This is a genomic window from Pseudomonas sp. GW456-E7 (genome assembly GCF_059424105.1).
The window spans coordinates 39,470-66,431 of the sequence record NZ_JBWKZB010000002.1; the positions used below are offsets into that span (position 1 = coordinate 39,470).

23 protein-coding genes are annotated in these 26,962 nt (G+C 60.7%); all 23 read right to left on the minus strand.

Features of this window, described 5'->3' with window-relative positions; all coding sequences use genetic code 11:
* Window positions 1-112 precede the first annotated feature (112 nt).
* A complete protein-coding gene (locus AC07YV_RS01695; RefSeq protein ID WP_102699435.1) occupies window positions 113-1,588 on the minus strand; it encodes a sigma-54 dependent transcriptional regulator in 1,476 nt (491 codons plus the stop codon).
* Between the two features lie 172 nt (window positions 1,589-1,760).
* On the minus strand, window positions 1,761-2,057 hold the full coding sequence (fliT, locus tag AC07YV_RS01700; RefSeq protein ID WP_102699436.1) for a flagellar protein FliT: 297 nt from the start codon (window positions 2,055-2,057) through the stop codon (window positions 1,761-1,763).
* 10 nt (window positions 2,058-2,067) lie between these two features.
* The gene (fliS, locus tag AC07YV_RS01705) at window positions 2,068-2,463 is read right to left on the minus strand and encodes a flagellar export chaperone FliS (protein ID WP_102699437.1); all 396 of its coding nucleotides are present in this window, start codon (window positions 2,461-2,463) and stop codon (window positions 2,068-2,070) included.
* A 129-nt stretch (window positions 2,464-2,592) separates the two neighbouring features.
* Complete coding sequence (gene fliD / locus AC07YV_RS01710; RefSeq protein WP_102699438.1) at window positions 2,593-4,029, minus strand: flagellar filament capping protein FliD; 1,437 nt, start codon at window positions 4,027-4,029, stop codon at window positions 2,593-2,595.
* A gap of 83 nt (window positions 4,030-4,112) precedes the next feature.
* Entirely contained in the window at window positions 4,113-4,466 is a 354-nt protein-coding gene (locus AC07YV_RS01715) for a flagellar protein FlaG (RefSeq protein ID WP_102699439.1), read from the minus strand.
* A gap of 72 nt (window positions 4,467-4,538) precedes the next feature.
* Window positions 4,539-5,390 (minus strand): flagellin domain-containing protein, encoded by an 852-nt coding sequence (locus AC07YV_RS01720; RefSeq protein WP_102699440.1) that lies wholly within the window; start codon window positions 5,388-5,390, stop codon window positions 4,539-4,541.
* 244 nt (window positions 5,391-5,634) lie between these two features.
* The gene (locus AC07YV_RS01725) at window positions 5,635-5,901 is read right to left on the minus strand and encodes a hypothetical protein (RefSeq protein WP_102699441.1); all 267 of its coding nucleotides are present in this window, start codon (window positions 5,899-5,901) and stop codon (window positions 5,635-5,637) included.
* A complete protein-coding gene (locus AC07YV_RS01730; RefSeq protein ID WP_102699442.1) occupies window positions 5,898-7,190 on the minus strand; it encodes a motility associated factor glycosyltransferase family protein in 1,293 nt (430 codons plus the stop codon). Before AC07YV_RS01730 ends, AC07YV_RS01725 begins: the two co-directional genes overlap by 4 nt.
* A gap of 91 nt (window positions 7,191-7,281) precedes the next feature.
* Window positions 7,282-8,208, minus strand: a complete 927-nt coding sequence (locus AC07YV_RS01735; protein WP_015096262.1) for a ketoacyl-ACP synthase III — start codon at window positions 8,206-8,208, stop codon at window positions 7,282-7,284.
* Window positions 8,209-8,435: 227 nt separating this feature from the next.
* Window positions 8,436-9,488, minus strand: a complete 1,053-nt coding sequence (gene pseI / locus AC07YV_RS01740) for a pseudaminic acid synthase (protein ID WP_102699443.1) — start codon at window positions 9,486-9,488, stop codon at window positions 8,436-8,438.
* Complete coding sequence (pseG, locus tag AC07YV_RS01745) at window positions 9,481-10,986, minus strand: UDP-2,4-diacetamido-2,4,6-trideoxy-beta-L-altropyranose hydrolase (protein ID WP_102699444.1); 1,506 nt, start codon at window positions 10,984-10,986, stop codon at window positions 9,481-9,483. Before pseG ends, pseI begins: the two co-directional genes overlap by 8 nt.
* On the minus strand, window positions 10,983-11,690 hold the full coding sequence (gene pseF / locus AC07YV_RS01750; RefSeq protein WP_102699445.1) for a pseudaminic acid cytidylyltransferase: 708 nt from the start codon (window positions 11,688-11,690) through the stop codon (window positions 10,983-10,985). The genes pseG and pseF overlap by 4 nt, the downstream gene beginning before the upstream one ends.
* The gene (locus tag AC07YV_RS01755; protein WP_102699446.1) at window positions 11,687-12,307 is read right to left on the minus strand and encodes a pseudaminic acid biosynthesis-associated methylase; all 621 of its coding nucleotides are present in this window, start codon (window positions 12,305-12,307) and stop codon (window positions 11,687-11,689) included. Before AC07YV_RS01755 ends, pseF begins: the two co-directional genes overlap by 4 nt.
* Window positions 12,307-13,497, minus strand: coding sequence for a UDP-4-amino-4,6-dideoxy-N-acetyl-beta-L-altrosamine transaminase (gene pseC, locus AC07YV_RS01760; protein ID WP_102699447.1), 1,191 nt, complete (start codon window positions 13,495-13,497; stop codon window positions 12,307-12,309). The genes AC07YV_RS01755 and pseC overlap by 1 nt, the downstream gene beginning before the upstream one ends.
* A 134-nt stretch (window positions 13,498-13,631) precedes the next feature.
* Window positions 13,632-16,556: a TIGR00180 family glycosyltransferase gene (locus AC07YV_RS01765; protein ID WP_102699448.1), complete on the minus strand. Its 2,925-nt coding sequence runs from the start codon at window positions 16,554-16,556 to the stop codon at window positions 13,632-13,634.
* A 53-nt stretch (window positions 16,557-16,609) separates the two neighbouring features.
* Window positions 16,610-17,338 carry a cephalosporin hydroxylase family protein gene (locus AC07YV_RS01770; RefSeq protein ID WP_102699449.1) on the minus strand — a complete coding sequence of 243 codons (729 nt, stop codon included), beginning with the start codon at window positions 17,336-17,338 and terminating at the stop codon, window positions 16,610-16,612.
* Between the two features lie 30 nt (window positions 17,339-17,368).
* Window positions 17,369-18,034 (minus strand): NeuD/PglB/VioB family sugar acetyltransferase, encoded by a 666-nt coding sequence (locus AC07YV_RS01775; protein WP_102699450.1) that lies wholly within the window; start codon window positions 18,032-18,034, stop codon window positions 17,369-17,371.
* Window positions 18,031-19,152 (minus strand): DegT/DnrJ/EryC1/StrS family aminotransferase, encoded by a 1,122-nt coding sequence (locus AC07YV_RS01780; RefSeq protein ID WP_102699451.1) that lies wholly within the window; start codon window positions 19,150-19,152, stop codon window positions 18,031-18,033. The genes AC07YV_RS01775 and AC07YV_RS01780 overlap by 4 nt, the downstream gene beginning before the upstream one ends.
* Window positions 19,149-20,375 (minus strand): class I SAM-dependent methyltransferase, encoded by a 1,227-nt coding sequence (locus tag AC07YV_RS01785; protein WP_102699452.1) that lies wholly within the window; start codon window positions 20,373-20,375, stop codon window positions 19,149-19,151. Before AC07YV_RS01785 ends, AC07YV_RS01780 begins: the two co-directional genes overlap by 4 nt.
* Window positions 20,372-20,932 (minus strand): dTDP-4-dehydrorhamnose 3,5-epimerase family protein, encoded by a 561-nt coding sequence (locus AC07YV_RS01790; protein ID WP_102699453.1) that lies wholly within the window; start codon window positions 20,930-20,932, stop codon window positions 20,372-20,374. Before AC07YV_RS01790 ends, AC07YV_RS01785 begins: the two co-directional genes overlap by 4 nt.
* Window positions 20,929-22,011 (minus strand): CDP-glucose 4,6-dehydratase, encoded by a 1,083-nt coding sequence (gene rfbG / locus AC07YV_RS01795; protein WP_102699454.1) that lies wholly within the window; start codon window positions 22,009-22,011, stop codon window positions 20,929-20,931. The genes AC07YV_RS01790 and rfbG overlap by 4 nt, the downstream gene beginning before the upstream one ends.
* A complete protein-coding gene (gene rfbF / locus AC07YV_RS01800; RefSeq protein ID WP_015096275.1) occupies window positions 21,993-22,766 on the minus strand; it encodes a glucose-1-phosphate cytidylyltransferase in 774 nt (257 codons plus the stop codon). Before rfbF ends, rfbG begins: the two co-directional genes overlap by 19 nt.
* A 499-nt stretch (window positions 22,767-23,265) precedes the next feature.
* The gene (locus AC07YV_RS01805; protein WP_102699455.1) at window positions 23,266-26,859 is read right to left on the minus strand and encodes a glycosyltransferase; all 3,594 of its coding nucleotides are present in this window, start codon (window positions 26,857-26,859) and stop codon (window positions 23,266-23,268) included.
* Window positions 26,860-26,962 lie beyond the last annotated feature (103 nt).

Here is a 26,962-nt window from a genome sequence, read left to right on the forward strand (position 1 = left end):
ATTGTGCTCTCTCGCTTGGCTGACCGTCAGTGAAACGGAACGTTGCGAGGGACAAAGCAATACCCATGCCTAAAAAAAACTTCCTATAAATGAATGGGTTGAAAAACAGGCGTCAATCATCCGCCTGTTCGTCTCCATCACGACGGCTCATGCCGTACTTGCGCATCTTTTCCACCAGCGTGGTACGACGAATACGCAGGCGCTCAGCCGCGCGCGCCACGATGCCGTTGGCATCATCCAGCGCCTGCTGAATCAACCCTTGCTCCAGGCCACCGAGGTAGTCCTTCAGGTCCAGACCCTCCGGCGGCAACATGGCGTTGGCGGTGAAGTCCTGGGTATGGCCGTTGATGGCCACGCGCTCTTCCAGATCGGTGCGCAGGCTGTCGACCATTTGCTCGTCTTCATCGTCGACGTAGCGGAATTTCTTCGGCAGTTCGACCACACCGATCACGCCGTATGGATGCATGATCGCCATGCGCTCCACCAGGTTGGCCAGTTCACGGACGTTGCCCGGCCAGCCATGCCGGCACAGCGACATGATCGCCGCCGAGTTGAAACGGATCGAACCGCGCTTCTCGTGCTCCATGCGCGAGATCAGCTCGTTCATCAGCAGCGGAATGTCCTCGACGCGCTCGCGCAGTGGCGCCATCTCGATCGGGAACACATTCAGGCGGTAGTACAGGTCTTCGCGGAAGGTGCCGATCTCGATCATGCTTTCGAGATTCTTGTGGGTCGCGGCAATGATGCGCACGTCGACGCTCTGGGTCTTGTTGCTGCCCACGCGCTCGAAGGTGCGCTCCTGCAATACGCGCAGCAGCTTGACCTGCATCGGCAGCGGCATGTCGCCGATTTCATCGAGGAACAGGGTGCCGCCATTGGCCAGCTCGAATCGACCGGCACGGCTGGTGATTGCGCCGGTGAAGGCGCCCTTCTCATGCCCGAACAATTCGCTTTCCAGCAACTCGGCCGGGATCGCCCCGCAGTTGACCGGCACGAACGGCGCTTCGCGGCGCTTGGAATGGTAATGCAGGTTACGCGCAACCACTTCCTTGCCGGTGCCGGACTCACCGAGGATCAGCACGCTGGCATCGGTATCGGCGACTTGCTGCATCATCTGGCGGACGTGCTGGATCGCCCGGCTGGTGCCGACAAGACTGCGGAAAAGATTGGGTTCGCGATGACGACCGCGCTCGCGGGCCTGGTCATACATCTCGCGATAGACCTGGGCACGGTGCAGCGAATCGAGCAACTTGCTGTAGCTGGGCGGCATTTCGAGGGTCGAAAGCACCCGGCGACGCTGGTCCTCCGGCAGGTCAATGGAAGAATTATCGCCCATTAACAAAACCGGAAGGAACTCATCCCAGGTCGAGAGTGTCTTTAGCAAGCCCAGTAGTGCACCAGGAGCATTGACCGTCCCGATCAGGACACAGATTACTTCACGACTTGACGACAAAGAGCCGACAGCCTGCTGCCAGTCATGGCTACCGCAGGGTAAATTTTCTTCGCCGAGAAAATTTAAAATCACCGCCAGGTCGCGGCGGCGGACGCTATCGTCATCAATCAGCAGAATTTTGGTTTCACGCCACATGCAATAGCAACTTCCCTAGTCAACTCAATGCCCAAAATGCTGGGGCAAGCTAAACGCTTGCAGGCCTGATATGCCTGAAGACGACTGAATTCTGGAACCAGCCACTAGTTAAGTCAAAAAACCGTGCACAGTCAAATTTATGGCGCACATGTCTGGATTAACTTGGGGTTAATTAACCAAACAGATGGTAAACCTTTGCCGCGTTCCGCGCTTGCTGGATCTGAGACATTTCGTCGACTATCGCCTGCCTCTCCCCCATCGCCACCTCAAGCAGCTGCTTGTAGACATACAGCAGCTCCTCAAGATTGCTGCGCAGAACCTCCTCGTCCAGCGAAGCCTCGCTCAAGACATCTTCCATGCAGGAACGGCAATCCAGGTCCAATTGACCGATAGCCTCCCAGTCGCGCTCGGCCAGGGCACCGACCAGCGCTTCACGAGTGTGTTCTATTCGCTGCAATACAAGACTCATGGCGATCTCCTTAGAACTGCGGCCCTGGCTCAGCAATGCCATCCCAGCCTTCTTTCACCGTGCGCAGCAGGCCCGCGACCTCATCGAGAATCTTCGGATCACTGCTGATGTTTGCCTCGGCCAGGCGCTTCATCATGTAAATGTAGAGACTGTTGAGTTCGCCCACGGTATCGGCGCAATTTTCAAGATCCAGGCCTTCACGCAAGCCACCGATGATGCCGATCGCCTTGCTGATCGATACACACTTGCCGGGAACATCCTTGCGCTCCAGGGCGCCTTTGGCCTGCGCAATGCGGTCCAGGCCACCTTCCATGAGCATTTGCACCAAACGATGCGGACTCGCTTCGGACGTCTGGGCGTGCGCACCCACTTTCTGATACTGCCGAAGGGCTAACATTGGATTCATGTTCTACCTCATTACCACAATGACTCGTATGACCAGTGTATCGTCTGCGCACCGGAAAACTTTAGATCAAAAGACAAAAACCCGGCACACGCGAAAAGGCGTAGCCGGGTTTTTGTCGTCAGCTCATGACTAGCTGTTGGACTTCTGGGCGTTCAAGGTCGTGAAGAACGAGGTGATGCTCGTCGCCGTCGCTTTCATTTGCCCGACCAGCAGGTCCATTGCGTTGTATTTGGCGGTCAACGTCTTGGTCATGTTGGCGACACGCAAGTCCAGCGCCAACTGCTGGTTCGTAAGGTTCTTGGAGAGGCTCTGCAGGTTGGTATTGCGCTGATCCAGCAACCCGCCCGTCGATACGTAAGGCTTGATGGCAGCGCCCATGCGCGCCAGAAGGCCGTTGGTATCATTGGTACCGTTGAACAGCTGCTGCACCTGGCCACTCATGCCGCCAGTGGTCATCGCCTTGTTGAACGTCGTCGAGTTGAACGCCAGGTTGCCGGTTTTTTCGTCCGTCATCACGCCGAGCTGCGACAGCACGGCCAATGGACCGCCCGCCCCCGGAGCCGTCAGTACGCCGCGAATATCGGAAATCAGTGCGCGAGGCATCGAGTCACCGGTAAACGCCGCCTGGACCGTCAGCTTGCCATCGGCATCCGCCGTCGCCTTGGACAGGGAATTGATGGTGTTCATCAGGGTGTTGTAGGAATCAACGAACGACTGGATCGATGTCTGTAAACCGGTGGTGTTGGTCGCGACAGTGACGGTCGCGGCAGCCGGCGGCGTACCGGTGCTGGCGGACGCCAGGTTCAAGGTCAGGCCACTGACTGCACCGGTCACCGTATTGCTCTTGCTGGTCACCGCCAGGCCGTCGATGGTCAACGATGCGTCCACCGCAATCCCGTTGACGGCCCCGGAGCTGGAAGCCGAAGGGTTGCTGCCCATCGGCTGGGTACCATCGATTTCAAGGCCGGCGATACCGCTGACCACCAGGTCGGAACCCGCGCCGGTCTTGCTGGAGCTGATCACCAGTCGCGACGCACCCGTGCTGTCGGTCACGATGTTGGCGGAAATACCATTGCTCGCCTGCGCAGAGTTGATGGCATCGCGGGTGCTCTGCAAGGTCGCATTGGCCGGAATCGTGACATCGTAATCAGTGCCATTCTGACTGATTTTCAGAGTACCACTCGGAATGGCACTGGCGGCACCGCCGGCAAAAGAAGCACTGGCTACTTTCGAGCTGGTGGCCAGGTTATTCACAACAATGCTGTAGCTGCCGGCAACGGCGGTGTTGTCGGAAGTCACCCCCAGGATCGACGGGGTACCCGAAGTTGCGCTAAAACCCGCAAACGCAGGATTGGTCTTGCTACCGAGATTGGTCAGCGCCGTCTGAAAGGCCGTCAGTGCGCTTTTCAGGGAACCGACACCGGAAATCCTCAGCGTGTTGGTTTTGGTCTGAGTATCGATCTGCGTCTGTTTCGCCGATTTGTCGGCGTTGACCAGCGCAGTAACGATCGCACCGATATCCAGGCCAGAGCCAAGGCCCGTACCCGGCAAAATTGGACTTGCCATTTTTAGTCTCCCTTCAGGTTGCTGCCACTCTTTTGACCTTTACCTGCGTCCAAAGAACGTACAAACACTATTCATGCCAGCTATCAGACTTTGGCGTCGAACAATACGTGGCTCGCATTGCTCAGGCTCTCTGCCAGCTTGAGGGCCTCTGCGGAGGGAATCTGTCGTACGACTTCGCCCGTTTCGCTTGCAATCACTTTGACGACGACCTTTCCGGATTGCTCGTCGATCGAGAATTCCAGGTTGCGCTTGATCGACTGTACAAACTTTTCGATCTGCTGCACCGCCTGCTTCAGATGGGTGTCATCCTTGTCCGGCTTCTTGTCCGCCTCCGCAGCCACGCTGACGGCCTTGGGCTTTTCCGGCGCCTTGTCCGTGACGGTGCTCGCTGGCTGGGGAGCCGGATAAGACACGCCAAGCTTTACGCTCATCTCCATGCCCATCACCTCTTAACGTAAAAAAGCGAGAGAGCGCGCAAGCACACTCCCCCGCTCAAACTCATTCCGAAATTACTGAAGCAGCTTCAGTACAGCGGAAGGCAGTTGGTTGGCTTGAGCCAGAACCGAGGTAGAAGCCTGTTGCAGGGTTTGCTGCTTGGTCAGGTTCGCGGTTTCTGCGGCGAAGTCGGTGTCTTGAACACGGCCTTGTGCAGCCGTGGTGTTTTCCACGATGTTCTGCAGGTTGGAGATGGTGCTGGTCAGACGGTTTTGCGAAGCACCCAGGTTTGCGCGGGTGGCGTTGATCGATGCCAGAGCAGCGTCGATAGCGGTGATCGCGTTGTCGATGTTGGCCGACAGGGTGGCGGAAGTTGCACCGGTCAGAACAACAGTACCGCTGCCTACGGACAGGGAAACGGCGTCGAACTTGGAGCTCAGTACCAGGTCGATGCGGTTGGCCGAACCAGTGTTGGCGCCAACTTGCAACTGCATGGTGCCAGCGGAACCGTCCAGCAGGTTTTTGCCGTTCAGGTTGGTCGAAGCAGAGATACGAGTGATCTCGTCAGACATCTGAGCGAATTCGGAGTTGGTAGCGGTCTGGTCAGCAGTGCTGTTGGTACCGTTACGTGCTTTAACAGCCAGTTCACGCATACGCTGCAGAATGTCGGTCGAAGCCTGCAGAGCGCCTTCAGCGGTCTGGGCAACGGAGATACCGTCGTTGGCGTTCTGGATTGCCTGGGTACCACCACGGATCTGTGCAGCCATGCGGGTTGCGATCTGCAGGCCGGCGGCGTCGTCCTTGGCGCTGTTGATTTTCAGGCCGGAAGACAGACGCTGCATCGAGGTCGAAAGTGCATCGGTAGCACGGTTCAGGTTTTTCTGAACGCCCAGCGACGTGGTGTTAGTGTTTACGGTTAAAGCCATGACGAATTCCTCGTTGGTTGGGTACTGCGGCTTCCGGCCCTGGCAACCGCCGGGTATGGCCTAGAGAACCTTCGTAATAGTTATCGTCGGGTTGGCAGGTTGCTTGAGGGCTTTTTTAAAAAAAATTGCCATCACCCTGCCACTCCCGAGAAAACAAGGGCTTAGCGCCCCCTCAACCGTAAAAAAATGACGCCATAAAACTGTCCGGCCCACAAAGGCCCGTGCCAAAGCCGTCGCCGCCCATTCAGGCCGGCAGGCTTTCCAGCAAATCGACCAACTCATATTCCATGAAGTCAGCGAGCCCCAACCAATCCTGGCGCTCCTGGCAGTCGAGCATTTGCCTGAGCATCAAGGCCCAGGCCTTCTGAACATCCTGGGGCGCCCGCGCAAACAGGCGCTGCGTCTCATCGAACAGATCAACCATGATCAAGGCCGCTTCGACATCACGCCCCAGGCGAAACAATCCCGCGCACTGCCGGCTGCCGTCGATGCCTTTCACTAGCGACTTCATTGCACGAAATCCTGATTGAACTGCGTACCGGCAATCATTGCCCCAGCCCGACTGCTATTGAAAAAAAGCACCTCGGGATGCCTGGCGATGTAACGCTCGAGCTCGCACAGGTAGCTGCGGAAATTGAGCTGCGTCTTGACCTTCTGTCCATGACCATCGTGCACCCAGTGCCTGGCCTGGTTCACTGGCGGCCCCAGGTCACCATCGCTCCAGCCGGTATGGGTCCTGTTCATGGGGAAGGAGAAATCGGCACCGAACAGCGTGATGCGTTGCGCACCCATCTTCACGGCCAGATCGACCGCAGGATGGATCACGCTGCCGCTGACGTAGAGCTGCCCGCGCGGGTGTTGCTCACGCAACGCGGCGTAGACCGGGCTGGCCGAGTAACCGCCATAACGCTTGCCTTGCCAGGCCTTGAGCATGGCTGGATCGCTCAACGGCAAGTACACCAGCGGAATGCCGTCGGAGCCCTCGCCCGGCAAGTGCAGCGCAGTGATGCGCTGGTCAATGCTCACGACCAGGTCAGGTTTTATCCCGTGCTCGCGAAGGGGTCTGTAGGCGGTATCGACACTGATGAACAGCGGGCGCGATGCTTGATTGCGCACGGCGGCCAGGCGCTCGAAATTCCCTTCAAGGCTTGGCCCTGTGCCGATCACATAGATTTCACGCTCGGGACAGGTGCCAAACAGCTGCGCCACATCATCATCGGCCAGCAGCACGTCGAGGGTATCGTGCAAGCGCTGCACAATGACCGGCGACTGCGGGTCGAAATCACGATTGTTGAAACTCAGGTGCACTTCGCTGACCAGGCGATCACGAATCTTCGCACTGAAGTCATCGGCCAGCAGCATTTCGGCCGGCAACGCAAAAAACGGCGTGCAGATGTCCGACATATCGCCGGCATACAACAGTTGCACGCGCGGATCGCCCAGCCATTGGCGCTGGTCGATCAGTTGCAACACCAGCGCGAACAGTGCGCCGTTGAGAATATGGACGTAGAGCTTTTCAAGCCCGGCGCGCTCGAGCAGAACGCAAGGCAAATCGCCAAAACCGGTGCCGTAAACGTGCAGCTGTGGCTTGTCGAGCGGGAGGCTGGCGGCCTGCAGGCGCGCTTCGTGCCGACGATCATGACGGCTGGTGAGCTGGATGCCGCCCACGCACAATGTCGAGTCACGTCCCTCGATCAGATTGACCTCGACGGCCAGGCGATCTTCCGTTTTCAATCGTGCATACAACGACGGCCAGCGCCGCTGGATAACCTGAGCATTGTCTGCAAAAAATTCGCTCATGCTACCTCGCATTCCTTACAAGCAAAAAAGCGCTCAAGGTTAACCCTTGGGCGCTTTTTTGTACCGGCCTTTTTTACTAAAAGACTTTCACTCAAGGGCGATAGATGATCGCCGAGCCCCACGACAGCCCCACTCCGAAACCGCTGAGCGCAACGCGCTTCCATTCGGAATCGAGAATATGCTTTTCCAGCAGCAATGGAATGCTCGACGACACCGTGTTACCGGTCTCGACCATGTCCTTGATGAACTTCTGCGGGCATTCCTCGAAGCGCCGTGCGACCGCATCGACAATCGCCGCGCTGCCCTGGTGAATGCAGAACGCATCGATGTCGTCTGCGCTCAGTTGCGATTCGCCGAGCAACTCATGCAAATGCGCCGGCACCTTGAGCAGTGCGAAGTTGAATACCTGGCGGCCGTTCATGAAGAACACGCCGTCGGTGACTTTCAAGTGCGGAGCGCCGGAACCGTCGGTGCCGAACTTGGCCTTGCCCAGTGCCCAGGTAGGGTCTTCACCCATCCAGGTGGCGGTGGCGGCATCGCCGAACAACATGGTGGTGTTGCGGTCTTCCGGGTCGACGATCTTCGAATACGGGTCGGCAGTGATCAGCAGGCCGTTCTTCAGGCCGGCGGCCTCCATGAAGCCCTTGATCGCATAGATGCCGTAGACGTAACCGGAACAGCCCAGGGAAATATCGAACGCGGCGACGTTGGTCGGAAGGCCGAGCTTGTCCTGGACGATGGCCGCGGTGTGCGGCAGACCTTCTTCGTCACCGTTCTGGGTGACGACGATCAACGCATCGATGGATTCACGTTTCAGATCAGGGTTGCTGGCAAACAGCGCATTGGCCGCTTCAACGCACAGATCGGAAGTTTCCTGATCAACGCCCTTGCGCGGCAGGAAAGCCGAACCGATCTTGCCCAGGATGAATTCTTCATCCTTCTCGAATTTTGCACCTTGTGCGTAATTGTCCACGCCGGCTACAGGAACGTAGCTCGCAATGCTTTTTATGCCAATCATTACGGCTTCCCAATAATAAACAGCCCAATACCACCACTCGCAGGAATCGAGGGGCGCCGACAAACCTGGATTTCCGTCACCCTGGGGCGACGGCCGGGAAGCGCAAAGGGCTATCACTGAACCCGATAAAGGGGTCAGGCGCCATCTTCCCGGTCAATACAATACAGTGAAGATGCGCGTTATGACTCGCAGGTCACTCTATTTTGCCGATTCACCCCGCTTATGGGTTATTCGACCAACGACCAATCCAGCGCGGTTCCACGCTTGATGGCCTGACGGGCACGGCGTTCCAGCAGGCTTGGGGCATGCTTGGGGGCCAGCCCGAGCCCCGGACGGATGGCTCTCAGGTTGGTCGCATTGAAGGGCTCGCCGGCCTCCATGTCCCGGGTGACATACAGCGATCGACGGTACACCAGGGATGGCCGCTCAGCCTCGCTGACGCCGTAATGCACGTGCCCCATGGCTTGCCAGGCGCGTTCGGTTTCAATCACCAGGCTGGCCAGTTCGGTGGGTTCCAGCGAGAAAGCGGCATCGACGCCACCGGCCGCACGCTCGAGGGTGAAATGCTTTTCCACCACCGTTGCGCCCAGCGCCACCGCCGCCACGGACACACCGACGCCCATGGAGTGATCGGACAGCCCCACCTGGCAATCGAACAACTCGCGCAGATGAGGAATCGTGCGCACGTTGCTATTCGCCGGTGATGCCGGATAGGTGCTGGTGCATTTGAGCAGCACCAGGTCCTTGCACCCGGCCTCGCGGGCGGCGCGCACGGTTTCATCGAGCTCGGCGATGCTGGCCATGCCGGTGGAAATGATCAACGGCTTGCCCGTCGCGGCGACCCGGCGGATCAGCGGCAGGTCGGTGTTTTCGAAACTGGCGATCTTGTAGGCCGGCACGTCGAGGCTTTCGAGAAAGTCCACGGCGCTCTCATCGAATGGCGTGGAGAACGCCAGCAGGCCCAGCTCTTTGGCCCGCGCGAAGATCGGCGCATGCCATTCCCAGGGTGTGTGGGCCTTTTCGTACAGCGCGTACAGCGAAGTACCGGCCCACAGGCTATTCGGATCCTTGATGAAAAACTCGCCCTCGGCCAGGTCCAGGGTCATGGTGTCGGCCGTGTAGGTCTGCAGCTTCAACGCATGGGCACCGGCCTTGGCCGCGGCCTCGACAATTTGCAGCGCCATGTCCAGGGACTGGTTATGGTTGCCGCTCATCTCGGCAATGATGAAGGGCGGTGCATCGACACCGATCAGGCGCTCGCCAATCTTGAAGCTAGTCATCTGCGTGATCCTTCAATACGCGCGTGAACGCGCAGTCACTCTGGGTAAAACCGGCTTCGCGAAAGACCTTCAGCGACGGCTGGTTAGCGGGCATGACCTGGGCGCTGAGCGACTCCAGTTCCGGCCAGTGGGCCTTCACAACAGATTCTCCACGGGCCAGCAGCGCCCTGCCCCAGCCCAGGCCGAACCGGCCTTCGAACAGATAAATCGACACTTCGGCGGTAAAGCCACGCAGGTCATAGCGCAGCACACCGACCGGGCCGTCATCAGCCTCGGCAATCAGCAACAGCCGCCGGGCATTGCTCAGGCTCGCCGTCAGCCAGTTTTGATGCGCCGACCATTCGATCACACCGGTCTCCAGCGACCAGCGGCGCACAGCCTCGGCATTGCGCCCGTCGAACAAGAGTTGCGCATCCCCCTGGGTCGCCGGTCGCATCCTCAGCACCGCTCCCGCCAGTGCAGCCGCCACCCGCTGCGCACCCCGGCCATCGACCAGTTGTCGCGATTGCTGCGCCAGGCTCTGGCGCAAACCCTGGTTACCCGCGACAAAGCCGATGGCCAGGCGCAGTTGCTCGACACTGACGTGTTCGCGCGCCCCCATGAACACATGAGCGCCCGCGGCCGCCATGACCTCGCCGTTGGCCTGCTGGTTGTTCGATACGGCAATGCAAATCGTCGGCAACCCCATGGCCGCCCGCTCCCAACTGGTGCCGCCTCCCGCCCCGACAAACAGGTCGGCTTCGGTCATCAATCGATAAAAGTCGCTGACAAAACTGTGCAGGCGCCAATGCGGTCGATTGGCCGCCAATGCCTGCATCTGCGCCCAGGCCGGATTACCCGCACCGGCGACAAAATCGACTTCCAGCTCGGGAAAGTCCGCCAGCGCCAGCATTGCATGATGAGTCTGCATGGCCGCGTCGAACCCGCCAAAATTCACCAGTACACGTCGAGCCCGGGGCTTGATCTCGATGGCCGGGCAGCAGAACTCGTCGCGCAACATGGCGAACCGCGGACCGAACAAAGTCCGGCAGCCGGGCGCCAGCAGCGAGGTATAAGCCTCTGGCGTACCCGAAAGATTCTGGTTCAGCAACAGGTCGGCGCTGTAGGTCCGCGTGGCAAGGTCGTCGACCACGGCGATCCGTGGCGCAAAGCGCCGGGCGGCGGTCTGCCAGTGATGATCGAGGCCGTAGTGGTCGACAATGATCCAGTCGAACGCCGGCTGGTGTTCCAGCAACGGCGCGAGTGCGGCGATGTCCGCCTGCCAGGGCAACATGGATTCGATGGCTTGCTCGGGGTCTTCGTCGCTGTAGCGCTCGGGCAGTTCGAAGGTTTCGAAACCTTCGGCCCGCAGTGCCTCCAGCCGATGCCCCGGCAGCAAGCGACAGGCGAAAGCCACATGACTGCCTTGCCGGCGCAACACGCGGGCCAGGCACAGGCAGCGCGCGATATGGCCACTGCCGATGGTCGGCGAGGCGTCAGAACGAATCAGCACCCTCATTGCAGCTCACCTCCGGCCTTCAGCGCGGCATACAGGTACTCCGCGCGCGTCCAGTCCTGTGGTGTGTCGATGTCCTGCACCAGATGCCGCGGCAGAATGACCGGCAGGCTGTACGGTGAATACAGCACCTCGCCACGCAGCCAGGCATCGCTGCGCCCCCAGTAGAACTGCCCGGCGTCCTGATAAGCGCTCGGCAGATCCTGGGAGCGGGTATCACGATACTGCGGGTACAGCGCCGTCAGGGCACCCTGCTCATCAAGGGTCAGGGCCCGCTGAACCGGAAAACCGAAGTCGCACACCGAGAATGCAAAAGACTTGTCGGGATGCTGTTCCAGCAGGCTCAGCCCCTGGACAAGAAATCGCGATTGCAACAACGGTGCGGTCGCGTAGATGCAACAGGCGCGATCAAAATCATCCCCCTGTTCGCGCAATGCTTGCAGGGCATGGGCGATCACCGCGGCGGTACCCGTGAAGTCGTCGGCCAGTTCTGCCGGGCGCATGAAGGGCACCTGAGCGCCACAGTCCCGCGCCAGCCCGGCGATTTCCTCGTCATCGGTACTGACCACCACCCGGGCAAACAGCCCGGACTCCAGGGCCACCCGAATCGAGCGGGCAATCATCGGCACACCGGCGAACGGCTTGAGGTTCTTGCGCGGTATGCGTTTGCTGCCACCGCGGGCCGGGATGATGGCGACGTTGTTCAACGGCGTTTTTCCAGGACAAACCAGGTAATGTCATCCACCGGGAATTGTGGATCGCGGTGGTAGCCAAAACCGTAATCGAGCAGTCGCAGGTCGTCATAGCGATCGAGCATTTCACCGGCAAAATCGCGCTTGAACAACTTGCCGCTGTTGCCGCGATACGGAACCTCGACCGGCGCCGGGTTGTAGTACTCGGCGATCAATATGTAGCGCTGGCTCAGCTCATACAGTTGCGCGTACGCAGCCGGCAGCAACTCCGGCGCCAGGTGAATCAGTACGCCTTTGCTCAGGGTCAGGTCGAAGGTGCGCTCGCGCGGGAAATCGAACAGCGAGCCGTGCCAGAGGTGGGCAATACCCAACGCCTTGGCAGCGGCGCACGCATTGGCATTGATCTCCACGCCGAACAACTCGCAGCGCGGCAACAGCTGATGCAGAGCCTGCAGGTTGTTACCGGCATTGGTGCCCAGTTCCAACAGGCTGTCGAGGCGCCCGACCCGTGTCAGTGCCTTGGCGAACAGCGCCAGGTTTGCCGCCACCAGCGGCTGTCCGAGATTGCGGTCAACGTACTGGTTGCCGAATTCACCCTGCCAGAAAGCCTCCTGCTCAGTCAGTTCACGCATCACACATTTCCCACACGTCGCAATGGCTGGATGATTTCAATCAGTTGCTGCATCTGCTCGACCACATAGTCCTGCTGCTCATGGCTGAGCAACGGATACAACGGCAAGCTGATGGCTTCGGCGTAATAACGCTCAGCCTGCGGGAAATCACCTTCGGCGAACCCCAGGTCACGGTAGTAAGGCTGCAAATGCACGGGAATATAGTGCAGGTTCACCCCAATCCCGGCGGCCCGCAATCCCTCGAACACCTCACGATGGGTGAGCGTGATCTGATCGAGTTGCAGCCGCACCACATACAGGTGCCAGGACGACTCGGCCTCAGGTTGTGCACCGGGTAGTGTCAACGGCAGATACGCCAGCATGCGGTCATATCGCGCCGCCAGTTCACGCCGACGCTCGATAAACTCATCCAGTTTGTTCAACTGCGACAAGCCAAGGGCCGCTTGCAGGTCGGTAATGCGGTAATTGAACCCCAGTTCCACCTGCTCGTAATACCAGGGACCGTGGCTGGGCCCGGTCATTTGCTGCGGATCCCGGGTCATGCCGTGGCTACGCAGGCGTTGCAAACGCTCGGCAAGTTCCGGGCAATTGGTCATGACCATGCCGCCCTCGGCACTGGTGATGATCTTCACCGGGTGAAAGCTGAACACGGTCATCGCGGCAAACTCGCCGCACCCCACCGGGCGCCCGGCGTAGGAGGCACCGGCGGCATGGGCCGCGTCTTCGATCACCGTAAATCCATAGCGCTTGGCCAGTGCGGCAATCCTGCGCATGTCGCAACTCTGCCCCGAGAACGCCACGGCCACGAGCACTTTCGGCAGCCTGCCTTCACGCTCGGCCCGCTCCAGCTTGACAGCCAGCGCACCGGCATCGAGGTTCCAGGTCAGCGGGTCGATATCGACAAAATCCACCTCGGCACCGCAGTAGCGACCACAGTTTGCCGAGGCGAGAAAGGTGTTCGGTGTCGTCCACAGCCAGTCGCCCGGGCCGAGTCCGGCCGCCAGGCAAGCGATGTGCAGGGCCGCCGTGGCATTGCACACTGCCACGGCAAAATCAGCTTCGCAGCGCTCGGCCATCGCCCGCTCGAAGCGCTCGATGGTCGGCCCCTGGGTCAGCCAGTCAGACTGCAGGACGCTGACCACGGCGTCGATGTCCGCCTGATCGAGGCTTTGCCGAGCGTAAGGAATCATGCTGGCAACCAGGCATGGACGAGCTTGTCCGGCAAAGTACGGACGAAATGAGGCCCGAACGAACCGGTGCCGCCTGAGATGAAAATCGATGTTCCGTTGGACATGCCTTGAATCCTTATAACTGTTCGCCGGGCCTAGCCGAGCAACTGAGCCCAGTTCACCGGGGCAGCTTCGCCCAGGGCAAAGCCTTTGCCGCTCAAGGCCAGATTGGCGTTATAGGCCTGGTCCTGGGCAAAGGCTGCCGCCCACTTGTCACGCAATGCATCGAGGGCCTGCGGCAGCTGTGGCACTTCACCCGAATGAATGACCTGTACCAGCGGCGTCCACACGGTGAGGTAACCGGCCTGGCCGGCCCTGAGGCACAGATCGACGTCGCTCAAGCCGTCGGCGAACGTCACGCCGTCCAGACCGTCCAGCTCGTCGAACAACGCTTTACGCACCATCAGGCACACCTTCGACACCGCCGAGTAGTTCTGCTCCAGCGCCAACCGGTGCAGGTAACCTTCGGCGTCGTGTTTTTCTCCGACAAAGGCTGAGCCCACACCACCGTTCATGCCAAGGATCAGGCCGGCCTGGGTGACCTTGCCGTCGCGGTCGATCAACTTCGGCCCCACCACGCCGACCTCCGGACGCTGGGCGTGATTGAGCAGCGACTCCAGCCAGTTCGGGTTGACCACTTCACTGTCGGCGGCCAACAGCACCAGGTACTCGCCCCGCGCCTGCTGGCTGGCAGCGTTGTACAACGCCACATCGCTCAGGGTCCGGTCGGCACGCAGTACGCTGACTTTCGGATGCTGGTAGGTACCCAGCCAATCGTTGACCTCGGCCGACTGATTCGGGTTGAGCGCGATCAGCACTTCGTACTGGATGTAGCGGGTGCGCAGCAACACGGCTTGCAGGCACTGTTGCAACGCCGCCAGGTCATCCCCGGCCGGCAGGATGATCGACACCAGCGGGCGTTCGCTGTGGCGGTAGTCGATCTGCCAGGTGCCCGGCACCGTCGAGGTGACCTTGGCCTTGTAGCCACGATTGCCCAGGTGGCGCAACAACGCCAGGCGTTCATCGGCGTTTTCTTCCAGTACCGGAGCCCGGGCAATCACCAGCGGTTCATCCAGGTGGGCCAGCCCGTTGAGGCCGCCCTGCTCGATGATGCGCAGCAGCAAGTCGAACTCCAGCGCCTTGCTGAAGTCAGGCTGGTAGCCGCCGACTTCGATGAACACTTCCCGGCGGATCAGCCAGTGACGCGCCATCAGGGCCGGCAGGCTTTGCAGCAAATCCAGGTTGAAACCCGGACGGAATACATCCACCAGTGCGCCTTCGGCGGTGCGCTGGATTTCGTCGGTGGCGACGGCGCGACATTGCGTGTCAGACAGCAGTTCCAGGCTGGCGCGCAACAGGCCGCCGGCGGTGAACTCGTCGCCGGCTTCAGCCAGCATCAACCAGTCGCAAGGCGACTGATGAGCACTCTGGTTCAGTTTGTCGACATAGTTGCTTTGCGTGACACGGACAAAGTGCAAGGTGTTCTGCGCCGTGGTCGCCGCCGGTGCTTCACCGGTGGTGAAGATCACAATCCTGAATGCCTTGCCGTGACCTTCAAGCAGGCTGTCGAGAGAAACTTGCAGCTTGTCGATATCGTTATCCAGGTCCAGCAGGAAGATCCCGAACTGTGGACCACCGTCGTTGGCCGCCAGGTATTGGGCGATCGACTCCGTTTCGTCAGCATCAGGCTGGCGGGGCGCGAGCCATTTGAGCAGGCGACCGGAGAGCATCCTGTCGAATGTCCCACGGTTGCCTTCGACCGACACCGCCTCAAGACGCGCGACCCAGTCAGTCATGGCCTGTGCTTCTTCGTCTTCGCCCAGCAGTTCGAGCTGTGCCGCCAGGCGCTTGACCACCGTACGGTTGAACACGTTGCTGTCGTGGGCTTGCCACAAACGGTCGACCACACTTTCCGGCGTGTCGTTGTTACGCGCCAGCATCAGGCTCTGTTGCCGCGTCCAGACGCCCTCCAGGCCTTTGAGCTGGACGCGGCCAGCCGGCATGGCGTGCAACAGGAACTCGAACTGGGTCAACTGATCGAAAAACGCCTGGTTGTAGAACGGCATTTCGACATATTGCTTGGGCCCGAAACGGCGCTCAGGGCCTTTCTCTACGTTCGTCCAGACGGAGTCGATAATCAGCTCGGTGGTCAGCGCCCGGCCTGTGCGCAGGCCGTCGGCCAGGGCTTCAAAGCTTTGCAGCGCAAACTGCTTGCTCTGCTCGGCATCCCGCTCCTGAATCTGCGTCGGCAGCCCAGCGAGAAAAACGGCAAACGCCTCACGCTCGGCAACCGTTTTGGTGTCGGTATGCGCCAGCGAGTGGTAGATCTCGGTGTTGTGGTCGGAGTACCCGTAGTTCATCTCACGCACGATATACGGGATCGGCAGAATCCGCGCCTTGCCCCGCGCCAGCATGTAATAGGTGTGACCGACTTCCTGCCACTGGAAAGACGTTTCGTGCGGCAGGACCTGGTACCAGTCACGCACCAGGGATGTGCGCTGTACGGCATAGAAAGGTGGCAGGTACTGGTGCATGTATTCCAGTACGCGGTCCTGGGTGTGCTCGGCGCAATAGTCCTCGCAGACCTTCTTGTCACGGCGGTAGTAGCTGACGCTGTTGGCCAGCGCCAGGTACATCATGCTGTAGCCGTGGCACAGGGCGTAGTCGGGATTGGCCGCCATGAAGGCAACCGCCTCGCGCAGGGCGTCATGCACATGGAAGTCATCGTCGGCGGCGAACACCATGAACGGCGTGGTCACTTGCTCCACGCCGAAGGCCAGTTTGGCGCGCACCCCCCAGTACCCGTACTGAGGTACATGCCGGTAATCCACATTCACGTACTGCCCGGCCATGCCTGGCTGAGCGTCGGTCGAAGAGTCCAGCACCAGGATCCTGCAAGGCAAGCCGCTGTAGAAACGTACCGCCCTGCGCAAAAAGGCCGGTCGTTCGTGAGACATCAGTACCACGGTCAACTGTTCGTGAAGTGCCGCACCGTGTTCAGAGCTGTTCTTGCCTTGCATATATTTCCCCACAACCGGCGAGTCGCCGTAAAAACCCAACGATGTCTTGTCGATTACCGCACGCGACGCAGATAGCCATCCGGTGCGACGGTGATCAGCAGCTTGCTGTGAATGGCCTGGTCGATTTCAAAATCGCGGTTTTCTTCCAGGTAGGCCCATACCGCGGTTTTAGGGTTGTCGCCCTTGCCCCACGGACGGTTCGGGAAGGCGTCTTCCGGCATGTCTTCCACCACGGTATCCATCACCACGCAGTAGCTGCCCACCGAGGTCATCGGCGCGTAGGCCCGCAGCTCTTCAAGGACGTGCTCGTGGGTGTGATTGGAGTCCAGGACCACCAGCACTTTCTTGCCTTCGACACGCTGGCGGACCTGATCGACGATCGCCGGATCGATACTTGAACCCTGGATCATCTGGATCCGCTTGCTCATCGGGTGCGCTTCGATCGCCTCACGGTTGTGCTGGCGGATATCGATGTCGATGCCCAGCACTTCGCCATGGCCGATCAGCTCCAGCATCGAGGCATAAAACACCAGCGAGCCACCGTGGGCGATACCGGTCTCGACGATGATGTCCGGACGCAGCGACCAGATGATCTCCTGCATGGCGAGCATGTCCTGGGGAAACTGGATGATCGGGCGGCCCATCCAGCTGAAGTTGTAGGTGTACTTGTGCTTGGCGGTGGTATTGATCCAGTCCTGCGATGCCGCTTGCAGCGCGGTGTCCTTTTGCAGGCCTTTGATGTTGTCTTTTACTTCTTCACAAAACTGCTCATGGGGGTTCATTACAGACTCTCCGGAAAATAGTGGCGGGGGTTACTTGAAAACCCGACCGTCTTGAAAGGAATCAGGGTTGGTCTTGATGACTTTGCCGGGGTTGCCCACAACCACCGCATAATCCGGAACATCCTTGGTGACGACCGCGCCTGCGCCGATCGTCGCCCAGCGCCCGATACGCGTGCGCGGCAGGATGCTGGCGTTGGTGCCGATGAACGTGCCGTCGCCGATCTCGCAGCAACCGGAAACGCTCACCCCATGCGCAATGAACACCGAGTTGCCGACGTGGCTTTCATGGGCAATCAATGCGCCCATGTGAATGCTGCTGTTATCGCCGATCGATACCTCCGCCTGCAGAATCACGCCTTCTTGCAGGTAGTTGCCAACACCCATGCGGGTCATGGTCAGGTCGATCGCGGGGTGCAGGAAATTACCCAACTGGCCACCCGCCTCGACGATCTGGCAGGTCGTTTGATAGCGGGTGGTCGTGCTGCCGGTGATCAGGTTGACGAACCGAACGTCATCGCCCTTGAGCTCTGCGACGCGATCGAGCCCGCCCACCACGGGAATACCGTAAAACAAGGTGCCCTGCTTGGCCGGATCGTTGTCCAGGAAGGCAAATTCCTGGTTTGGCACGGATCGTTGTACCGCTTGGATCATGCGGATCGTTTCAGGATTGGCCGCGCCCAGTAGATAGACTTTCACAGTTGCCCCTTGTGCTTGAGAACATCGCGCACCACTTCGATGACCCGATGCTGGTCGGCATCCGTCATGTCGTGATAGCTCGGCAGGTTGATTGCTCGTCCCGGCAACGCAAAGGCCACCGGCGTGTTGACAGATACGTCCTGGAACATCGGCAACGACGACAGCGGCCAGAAAAACACCCGGGCATCGATATTGGCCGCCTGGAAGGCCGCGATCAGCTCTTCGCGAGTGATCCCGGTGGCTTCATCGAATACCACCGTGGGCATCCAGTAGCCGTTTTGTGAATGCCCGGGCTGCGGATTCATCGACACGCCCGGCAAGTGCGCGAGCGCTTGGGCGTAGTGGTCGAAGATCGCGCGCTTGCGCTCGATCAACTGGTCTACCCGTTCGATCTGGGCGCATCCGACGGCCGCCTGAAGGTTGCTCATCTTGTACTTGTAGCCGATGAAATCCGGCCAGAACTGACGTGTGCTGCCGGCGACACGGCCGTGATTGGACAGGGTCAGCACGCGCTCATACAACGCCTTGTCCGAGCAGACGAAAATCCCGCCCTCGCCGGTGGTCATGGTCTTGGTGCCGTGAAACGAAAAGGCGCCAAAGGCCCCCAGCGAACCGGCAGGTCGGCCACGCCATTGCGAGCCGATGGCTTCGGCGGCGTCTTCGATCACCGGCAGGTTGAATTCCCGACCGATCTCCAGCAGCGCGTCCATGTCACACAGGTTGCCGTAGATGTGCACCGCGAGAATGGCCTTGGTCCGCGGGGTGATCGCGCGACGCACCTGCTGCGGGTCCAGGCACCAGCTGTCAGGCAACACATCGACGAACACCGGAGTCGCGCCCAGGTAAGTGATCGGTGCCGCCGACGCGATCCAGTTGGTATTGGCCAGGATCACTTCGTCACCCACACCGATGCCCAACGCCGCCATGCCCATGTGCAGGGCACCGGTGCAGCTGGAGGTGGCGATCGCATAGGGCACGCCCATGTGCTGCGCGAAAGCCTGTTCAAAACGCGTGATGTATTCGTAGCAACGCTCTCCCCAACCGTTCTGCACGGCATCGAGGACGTACTGCGCTTCCAGCTCACCGACACTGGGTTTGGTGTAATGAATTCGGCTCATCGAATGATCAACTCGGGAATGGCAATGACAAAACGACCGTCCCATGCGCGAATGCCGGCAAAGGCCTGGGTGATCTCATCCAGCAGGTTCCACGGCAGCACCAGCACGTAGTCCGGTTTCTCGATGTCGATCTGTGCCGGCGACACGATCGGAATGCGGCTGCCGGGCAGGTACTTGCCTTGCTTGTGTGGGTTGGCATCGGCAACCCAGGCCAACAGGTCCGGCTTGACCCCGGCGTAGTTGAGCAGGGTGTTGCCCTTGGCGGCGGCGCCGTAGCCGACCACGCGCTTGCCATCGGCCTTGGCCTGCAACAAAAAGCGCAGCAGGCCGTGCTTGATGCGCTCGGCGGCGGGGGCCAGGGTCGTGTAGTAGTCCGGGGTTTGCACACCCGCGGCGAGTTCGGCCTGCAGTTGTTGCCGGACCGCCGGTTGCACTTCGCGACGCTCGCCGTCCAGCCGCTGCACGAACACCCGCAGCGAACCGCCATGGGTCGAGAGCTGGCTGACGTCGAACACTTGCAGGCCATTGCGCTCGCACAAGGTCTGCACAGCGGTCAGCGACAGGTAGGAATAGTGTTCGTGGTACAGCGTGTCGAACTGCTGACCGGCCATCAGCGTCAGCAACTGCGGGAATTCGAAGGTCGCCACGCCCGTCGGTTTGAGCAGGGTTGCGAATCCGCACAGAAAATCGTTGATGTCCGGGACGTGGGCCAACACGTTGTTGGCGGCCATCAGGTCGGCGCCCCAGCCTTCGTTTTTCAACTGCACGGCGCTGTCGCGACCGAAAAACAGTTCGCGGATCTCCAGGCCTTTTTCCCGCGCCGCTTGCGCGGTGCTGCGGGTCGGCTCGACGCCCAGGCAAGGGATGCCGCGCCGGGCCACGTACTGCAACAGGTAACCGTCATTGGCCGCGACTTCCACCACGCGACTGTCGGCGGTCAGGCCGAAGCGCTCGACCATCTCGGCCACATAGCGTTCGGCATGGGCCAGCCAGGTGCTGGAGAACGAACTGAAGTAGGCGTACTCGGCGTCGAACAGGCTGTCGGCGCTGGTGTAGTCCTCGGTTTGCACCAGCCAGCACTGCTGGCACACGGCAACCTTCAACGGCACCCATTGCTCGGCCTGCTCCAGCTGGTCGGCACGCACGTAGGCATTGGACGGCGGCGAGGTGCCCAGGTCGATCAGCGGCAGGGTCAGCGCAGTCGCGCAACCACGGCAGTTCATAGACGCACTCCGGCAAAGTGTTCATCGAGCAGCGGATGACTGGCATCGCGCACCGACAGATTATTGACAGGCAACGGCCAGGCAATCGCCAGCCGTGGATCGAGCACCGACAACCCGCCTTCATGTTCCGGCGTGTAGTCGTTGCTGTGCAGGTAAAGCAGCTCGGCGTCGGCGCTCAGGGTCTGGAAGCCGTGGGCGAACCCGGCCGGAATCAACAGGCTGCGGCCATCGCCGGCACGCAGGTGTTCAGCGTGCCAGTGCAGGAAGGTTTCGGAGTCGGGACGCAAATCCACCGCGACATCCCAGACCTCACCGCGCAGGCAGGTGATCAGCTTGGCTTCCGGCGCGCGCTCATTCTGGTAATGCAGGCCACGCACACTGCCGCGTTCGCGGGTGCAGGAATGATTGATCTGGCGGATATGAAACGCCTGGCCAAACGCACTCAGGCTGCCCTCGCAAAACAACCGGGAAAAGTGCCCGCGCCCGTCCTCGAAGCGTTTGTGCTGCACGCTGAACAAACCGCTCAGTGGCAACGCCTTCAGCAAAAATTCGCTCACAGCGCGCCTCGGTACAGGTTCAATTGCGCCAGGCTGATGGCGCGCATGTCATCGCCGTTCTGCCACGCCAGATGCCAGTCCAGGGTCTGGGTCAGGCACTGCTGCAACGACCAGCGCGGTTGCCAGCCGAGCAATTGACGGGCGCGGCTGCTGTCCAGGCGCAACAGGCCGGCCTCGTGCATATCGCTCGGTTCGATGCGTAGCCCGCGTGCTTGCGGCCAACGGCTGGCGAGCAGTTCGACCACTTCACCGACGCTGCACATGTCCGCTTCACCGGGCCCGAAATTCCAGGCACCGGCGAATTTCGGGCCTTGCTCATACAGGCCGGCAGCCAATTGCAGATAGCCGGCCAGGGGTTCCAGCGCGTGTTGCCACGGGCGCACCGCCTGCGGATAACGCAAGGTCACGGGCTCGTCCGCCGACCACGCCCGCAGCACATCTGGAATCAACCGCTCCGGGGCGAAATCGCCGCCACCGAGCACGTTGCCGGCACGGGCCGTGGCCAACGCCAGGCCATGTTCGGCATGCTTTTCAGGGGCAAAGAACGAGGCGGCGTAGGACTGCGCCAGCAATTCGCAACACGCCTTGCTGCTGCTGTAGGGATCGTGCCCGCCCAACGCTTCGTTTTCGCGGTACGGCCACAGCCACTCCTGATTGGCGTAGACCTTGTCGGTGGTCACCAGCACGCAGGCGCGCACGCCGCCGACCTGACGGATCGCTTCGAGCAGGTTGAGGGTGCCCATGACGTTGCTGGAGTACGTGCCCAACGGGTCGCGGTAACCTTCGCGCACCAGCGGTTGTGCTGCCAGGTGCAGGACGATTTCCGGCTGGGTCTCGGCGATCAGTTCCAGCAACGCGCCCAGGTCACGCAAGTCACCGCGCTGATCATTGATGCCTTCGTGAACGCGAGCCAGTTCGAACAGGCTCGGCTCGGTGGACGGGTCGAGGGAAAACCCGCTGACCTCGGCACCCAGGCTTTGCAGCCACAACGTCAGCCAACTGCCCTTGAACCCGGTGTGGCCGGTGACCAGCACCCGCTTGCCGCGCCAGAATTGCGGGCTCAGTCCCATTGTTTCCATGGGGCCTCCCCGCTCTGCCACAAGGCCTCGAGGTGGTTCTTGTCGCGCAGGGTGTCCATCGGTTGCCAGAAACCGTCGTGCTGAAACGCCATGAGCTCGCCGCGCGCAGCCAGGCCATCCAGCGGGCCGGATTCCCACGAGGTGTCGTCGCCGTCGATCAACGGCAGCACCTTGGGCGACAGGACAAAGAACCCGCCGTTGATCCAGCCACCGTCGCCGCGAGGTTTTTCGGTGAATCCCAGGACCTTGTCGCCATCGCGATTGAGTGCGCCATAGCGACCAGGTGGCTGTACCGCGGTGACGGTCGCCAGTTTTCCGTGCTTGAGATGGAAATCCACCAGGGCACCGATGTTAAGGTCCGACACGCCGTCGCCGTAGGTAAAGCAAAAGGCCTGTTCGTCTTCGAGGTAGCGGCGGGCACGGCGCAAACGGCCGCCGGTCATGGTTTCTTCGCCAGTGTCGATCAGCGTGACGCGCCATGGCTCGCTGTAGTTCTGGTGAACATCCATGCGGTTGTTGCGCATGTCGAACGTGACGTCGGAGGTGTGCAGAAAATAGTTGGCGAAAAAGTCCTTGATCGCATAGCCCTTGTAGCCAAGGCAGATCACAAAATCGTGGATTCCGTGAGCGGAGTACTGTTTCATGATGTGCCAGAGAATTGGCTTGCCGCCGACCTCGATCATCGGCTTGGGCTTGAGGTGTGACTCCTCGCTGATGCGCGTACCCAGGCCACCCGCCAAAATAACTGCCTTCATCCCCTTTCCCTCTTGTTCGTCACAGGGCTCAGCCAAGCTGTATCAAGCTTTTGCGGGCCATCTGGGTTAAACCTGCCGCCGTTCAGCGCACATCCGGACTCACCGGAAGTGCTCGTTTTATGGCGATATGAGGGGGACTTGCAGGAAACGCGCCAGCTCCTTCAATCCGCTACCGGGCTTGCTGGCGATGGACTCCACTGTGCCGCGTTCATCCTGTTCACCCGCGTTATCGTTGACGACCATCGCTGGCAAGCCAGCTCCCACAAAGGACCGTGCCCACACCGAAACTGTAGGAGCCAGCCTTGCTGGCGATGGACTCACGTGCGCCGCGTTCATCCCGTTCACCCGCGTTATCGTTGACGGCCATCGCTGGCAGGCCAGCTCCTACAGGGGAGCGCGTCCGAGGCGAAAATGATGTGATCTGCAAACCTGTGAAAGCGGCAAAAAAAAGGCAGGCGACTCGACGTCGCCTGCCTGGTCTGGAGCGATGCGCGAACGGTCAGTCCGCCAGCCAGCCATTTTCCCAGTAGCGCAAATTGTCGCCGCGCAGCACGTAGTCGCGCAGCACGATCTCGCGCAACTCGTCGCCCATGCGATAGCTGGCATCCGGATCGGCCAGGTGCATGCGGATCGCCTGCAGCCACTCATCCGTGGAATTGGTCTTGATCCGGGTGCACGGCAGGTAGCCGCGATAGGCCTCGGTGTCGGTGCAGATCACCGGGTAGCCGCAAGCGCCGTACTCCAGCAAGCGCAGGTTGCTCTTGCAGTCGTTGAAGATGTGGAATTCCAGCGGCGCCAACGCCAGATCCAGGTTCAGGCTGGCCAGCTTGGCCGGGTACACGTCCAGCCCGATCACGCCATGGAACTCATGCATGTACGGGCGCAGATCGTCCGGGCACATGCCGAAGAACACCCAGTCGACTTCATTGGCCAGTTCGCGGACCACATCGGCGATCACCGCCAGGTCACCGTGGTGGCTGGTGCCGCCGCCCCAGCCGACCCGAGGTTTTTTCGAAGTGCGGCGCTGACTGCGCAGGTCGGTCCACAAGTGCGACGCCAACATGTTGGGTACCACGCGAATGTCGTGATGCATGTCCGACAGCGCGTTGCCCAGCGACTCGGTGGAGACCACCACGCGATCGCACATGCCGATGGCGCGCCGGACCAGCTTCTCCATTTCGTCCTTGCCCGGCATGTTGCGGATATGCGCATTGCGGTGCGGGACGTTGATCACGAAGTCATCCAGCTCATAGATGCGCCGTGCGCTGGAATACTTTTGCAGACTCGGGATTTCGTTGATCGGACCTTCGGAATAGCGCCCCTGCAGGATGATCACGTCAGGCGAATGGCGTTCGACTTCGATGATGGTCGGCAGGTTGTAATGGATGCGCCCGTGCGCCCGGCCGGCCGCCTCGAGCTCGATCAGCGGTTGCGTGACCCGGTAATGGCCGATGGCGGATGCGTTGACCGGCAACGCGAGAATCTTCGGCAAGTGCGCCTTGGAAAACGGGCTCCAGCCGGATCGCAGGCCGGGCTCGAGACTGAAGCTCGCCCCGCCCAACCCTTGCAACGCCAGGTTGGTGTTGTAGGCCGGATCACGGGCCACGATCGGCAGCCAGCGCTTATAGAAAACTTCCTGCTCCTGTTCGGCCCGGGCCTGATCACCTTCCTGCGCAACCGCAGCCGGTTGCGCGCCCAATGCCACTTGAGCGTGAGGCGTCCAGACCACCAGATAACCTTCCTGGCCGACGCGCAGACACAGGTCCACTTCGTTGAGGGACTGCGCCAGGCCCTGCTCATCCAGGCCACCGACCGCATCAAAAACCGCCTTGCGCACCATCAGGCAATCGCCGCCGACGGCACTGTAATTGTGAGCGACCTGCAAGCGGTACATGTAGCCCGCCGCATGCAGCGTCTCGCCATGGAAGGGCACGCCGGCCGGCCCTTGCAACCCGAGGATCAGACCGGCATGCAGCACGCGGCCATCGGGGTTGAACAGCTTGGCCCCGACCACGCCGACTTCCGGACGCTGCGCATGATTGAGCAACTCGCCCAGCCATTGCGCCTGGGTGATCACCGTGTAGGGATTGAGCATCAGGATGTATTCGCCAGCCGCCTGCTGCACGGCGAAATTGCGCACCGCTGCCGCATTGCCTTGCAACTCACAGCGCAGCACCCGTATCCGGGGGCTGCCCAATTGCGCCATGCCGGCGAACCACTCAAGCGCCTCTGCGCCCTGGCTGCCATTGTCGACCAACAGCAACTCGTACTCGCCGTAGGCGGTCTTCTCCAGCAGGCTCTCGGCACAGCGTTGCAGCGCCAGGGTCTGGTCCTTGCTGACGATCACGATCGACACCAGCGGCCGATCGGCATGCAGGTAATCGACCCGGTTGAGCAGCGGCGAACTGCCCTGGCGAATGTCGTGGGCGACACCCAGGCGATGCAAGTGCGCCTCCAGCAGGCGCGCATTGGTGTCCACCACGTCCGGCAGCGACAGCCATTTGGCCAAATCGAATGCCGACTCCAGCAGCACCTCGCAAACGTGCCCGATCACCTGGGTGCCGGCACTTTCAACCATTCGCCACAAGACATCGTGAGGTGCCAGTTCGCCGTAGGTCGAATCGAAACCACCGAGCGCCAGGAACTGCGCGCGCTCGAACGCCAGCGCTCGCCCCACGTAGGGGTAGCTGCGCATCAGATCGAGGTTGAAGTCCGGTTTGAATGCAGGCTCGGCCGACTCGCCCTGATGCAGCCCGCCTTCGTCGCTGTACAGGCAGGTCAACCCGGGCGACAGCGCAATTCGTTCAGCCATGACCAGCAAGGCCGGCGCCACCAGACGATCACCGGCACGCAGCAGATAGAACCAGTCAGCGCCTTCCAGTTGTGGCAACAGTTCGTTGACCTGTTGCTGCCAGTCGTCCTGCAACGGCAAGCGGAACACACGCTCGTCCAGCCGGGCGTCAGTACAGGATGCCGACAGCACCAGCGTCAGTTCAGGGGCGTAATCCTGGTCCGCCAGTGACTGCAGGGTGAGCTCCAGCGCCGAACGACTGCCTTGCTCATCGATGATGATCGGCACGATTTTGGGTCGGGTTGGCCAGGCTTCCAGCGTGTCCGGCAGCAGTTCGCGCTGACCGTCAGTGAGCGTGCGACACGCCAGCCACTGGGCATACAACTGGGCGAAACTGACACTGGCGATGCCGACGTGCCAATCCTGGGTGGTCTGCTTTGTACCCAGCGTCCGGCTCAGCGGCAACTCTTCCCAAACCCGCGGCACCTCGTTCACCTGGGTCAGCGGTACATAGCGCACCCACCCCTGAGCCGGTGCGGATTCGCCACCACGGGCCTTGAGCATTTGCGACAACCATTGCCGCTCGGTTTCGGCCGCGTCCTTCATCGATTGCTGGCCGCTCAAACGCTCCGGGTACAAGCGTTCGACGCCGAGCACGTGATTGGACACCGCCAGATTGCCGCGCCGCATCAGGCAGACGTACAAGGCGAAATCGAGGGTCGCGACGAAGCAATTGCCGGGCTGAGTCAGCGCCGGGAACAGTTCGAGCACGTCAGCCCGACGGAACATCGCGTTGCTGAAACCACCGAGGATGTTGACCGGGAAGTTTTCGAAGATCGCCAGCAAGTCCTCGCCCTTGAACACCCCGCCCACCGGGGAAAGCGGAGTGTTTTCCAGGCGCGAAGGCAGCGGCATGTCGTCGGCATCCCAGAGCAGCCGCTGGGCCACCACCAGATTGACGTCAGCGCTGTCGATGAGCGCCTGGGCCTGAACTTCGATGCAGGCCGAGAACAACTGGTCATCATCACAAAGAAACTTGATGTACTCGCCTTGCGCCTGCTCCAGGCACGCCTGAAGGTTGCCCACCAGGCCCAGGGTTCGCGGATTTCGCACGTAGCGTACGGCCGCGCCCTGCTCAACCGTCGAAGCTACGATCTCTTCGATCTCATGACCGCGACTGTCATCGCAAACGATGATCTCCAGATTGCCGTAGCTCTGGCTCGCAGCCGTGTGCAACGCACGACCGAAAAAGCGTGGATTGAAGGCGGGAATGACCAGGCTGACAAGCGGAAGTGAATTCACGGCGGGCTCACAGGCGGTGCGAGCCCGCCCTGAAAAGCGAGCCCTTTGTTACCGCAAAAAAGACGATAAATACTCAAGGGGCAAGGCAAGCGGGCGCCTGCGC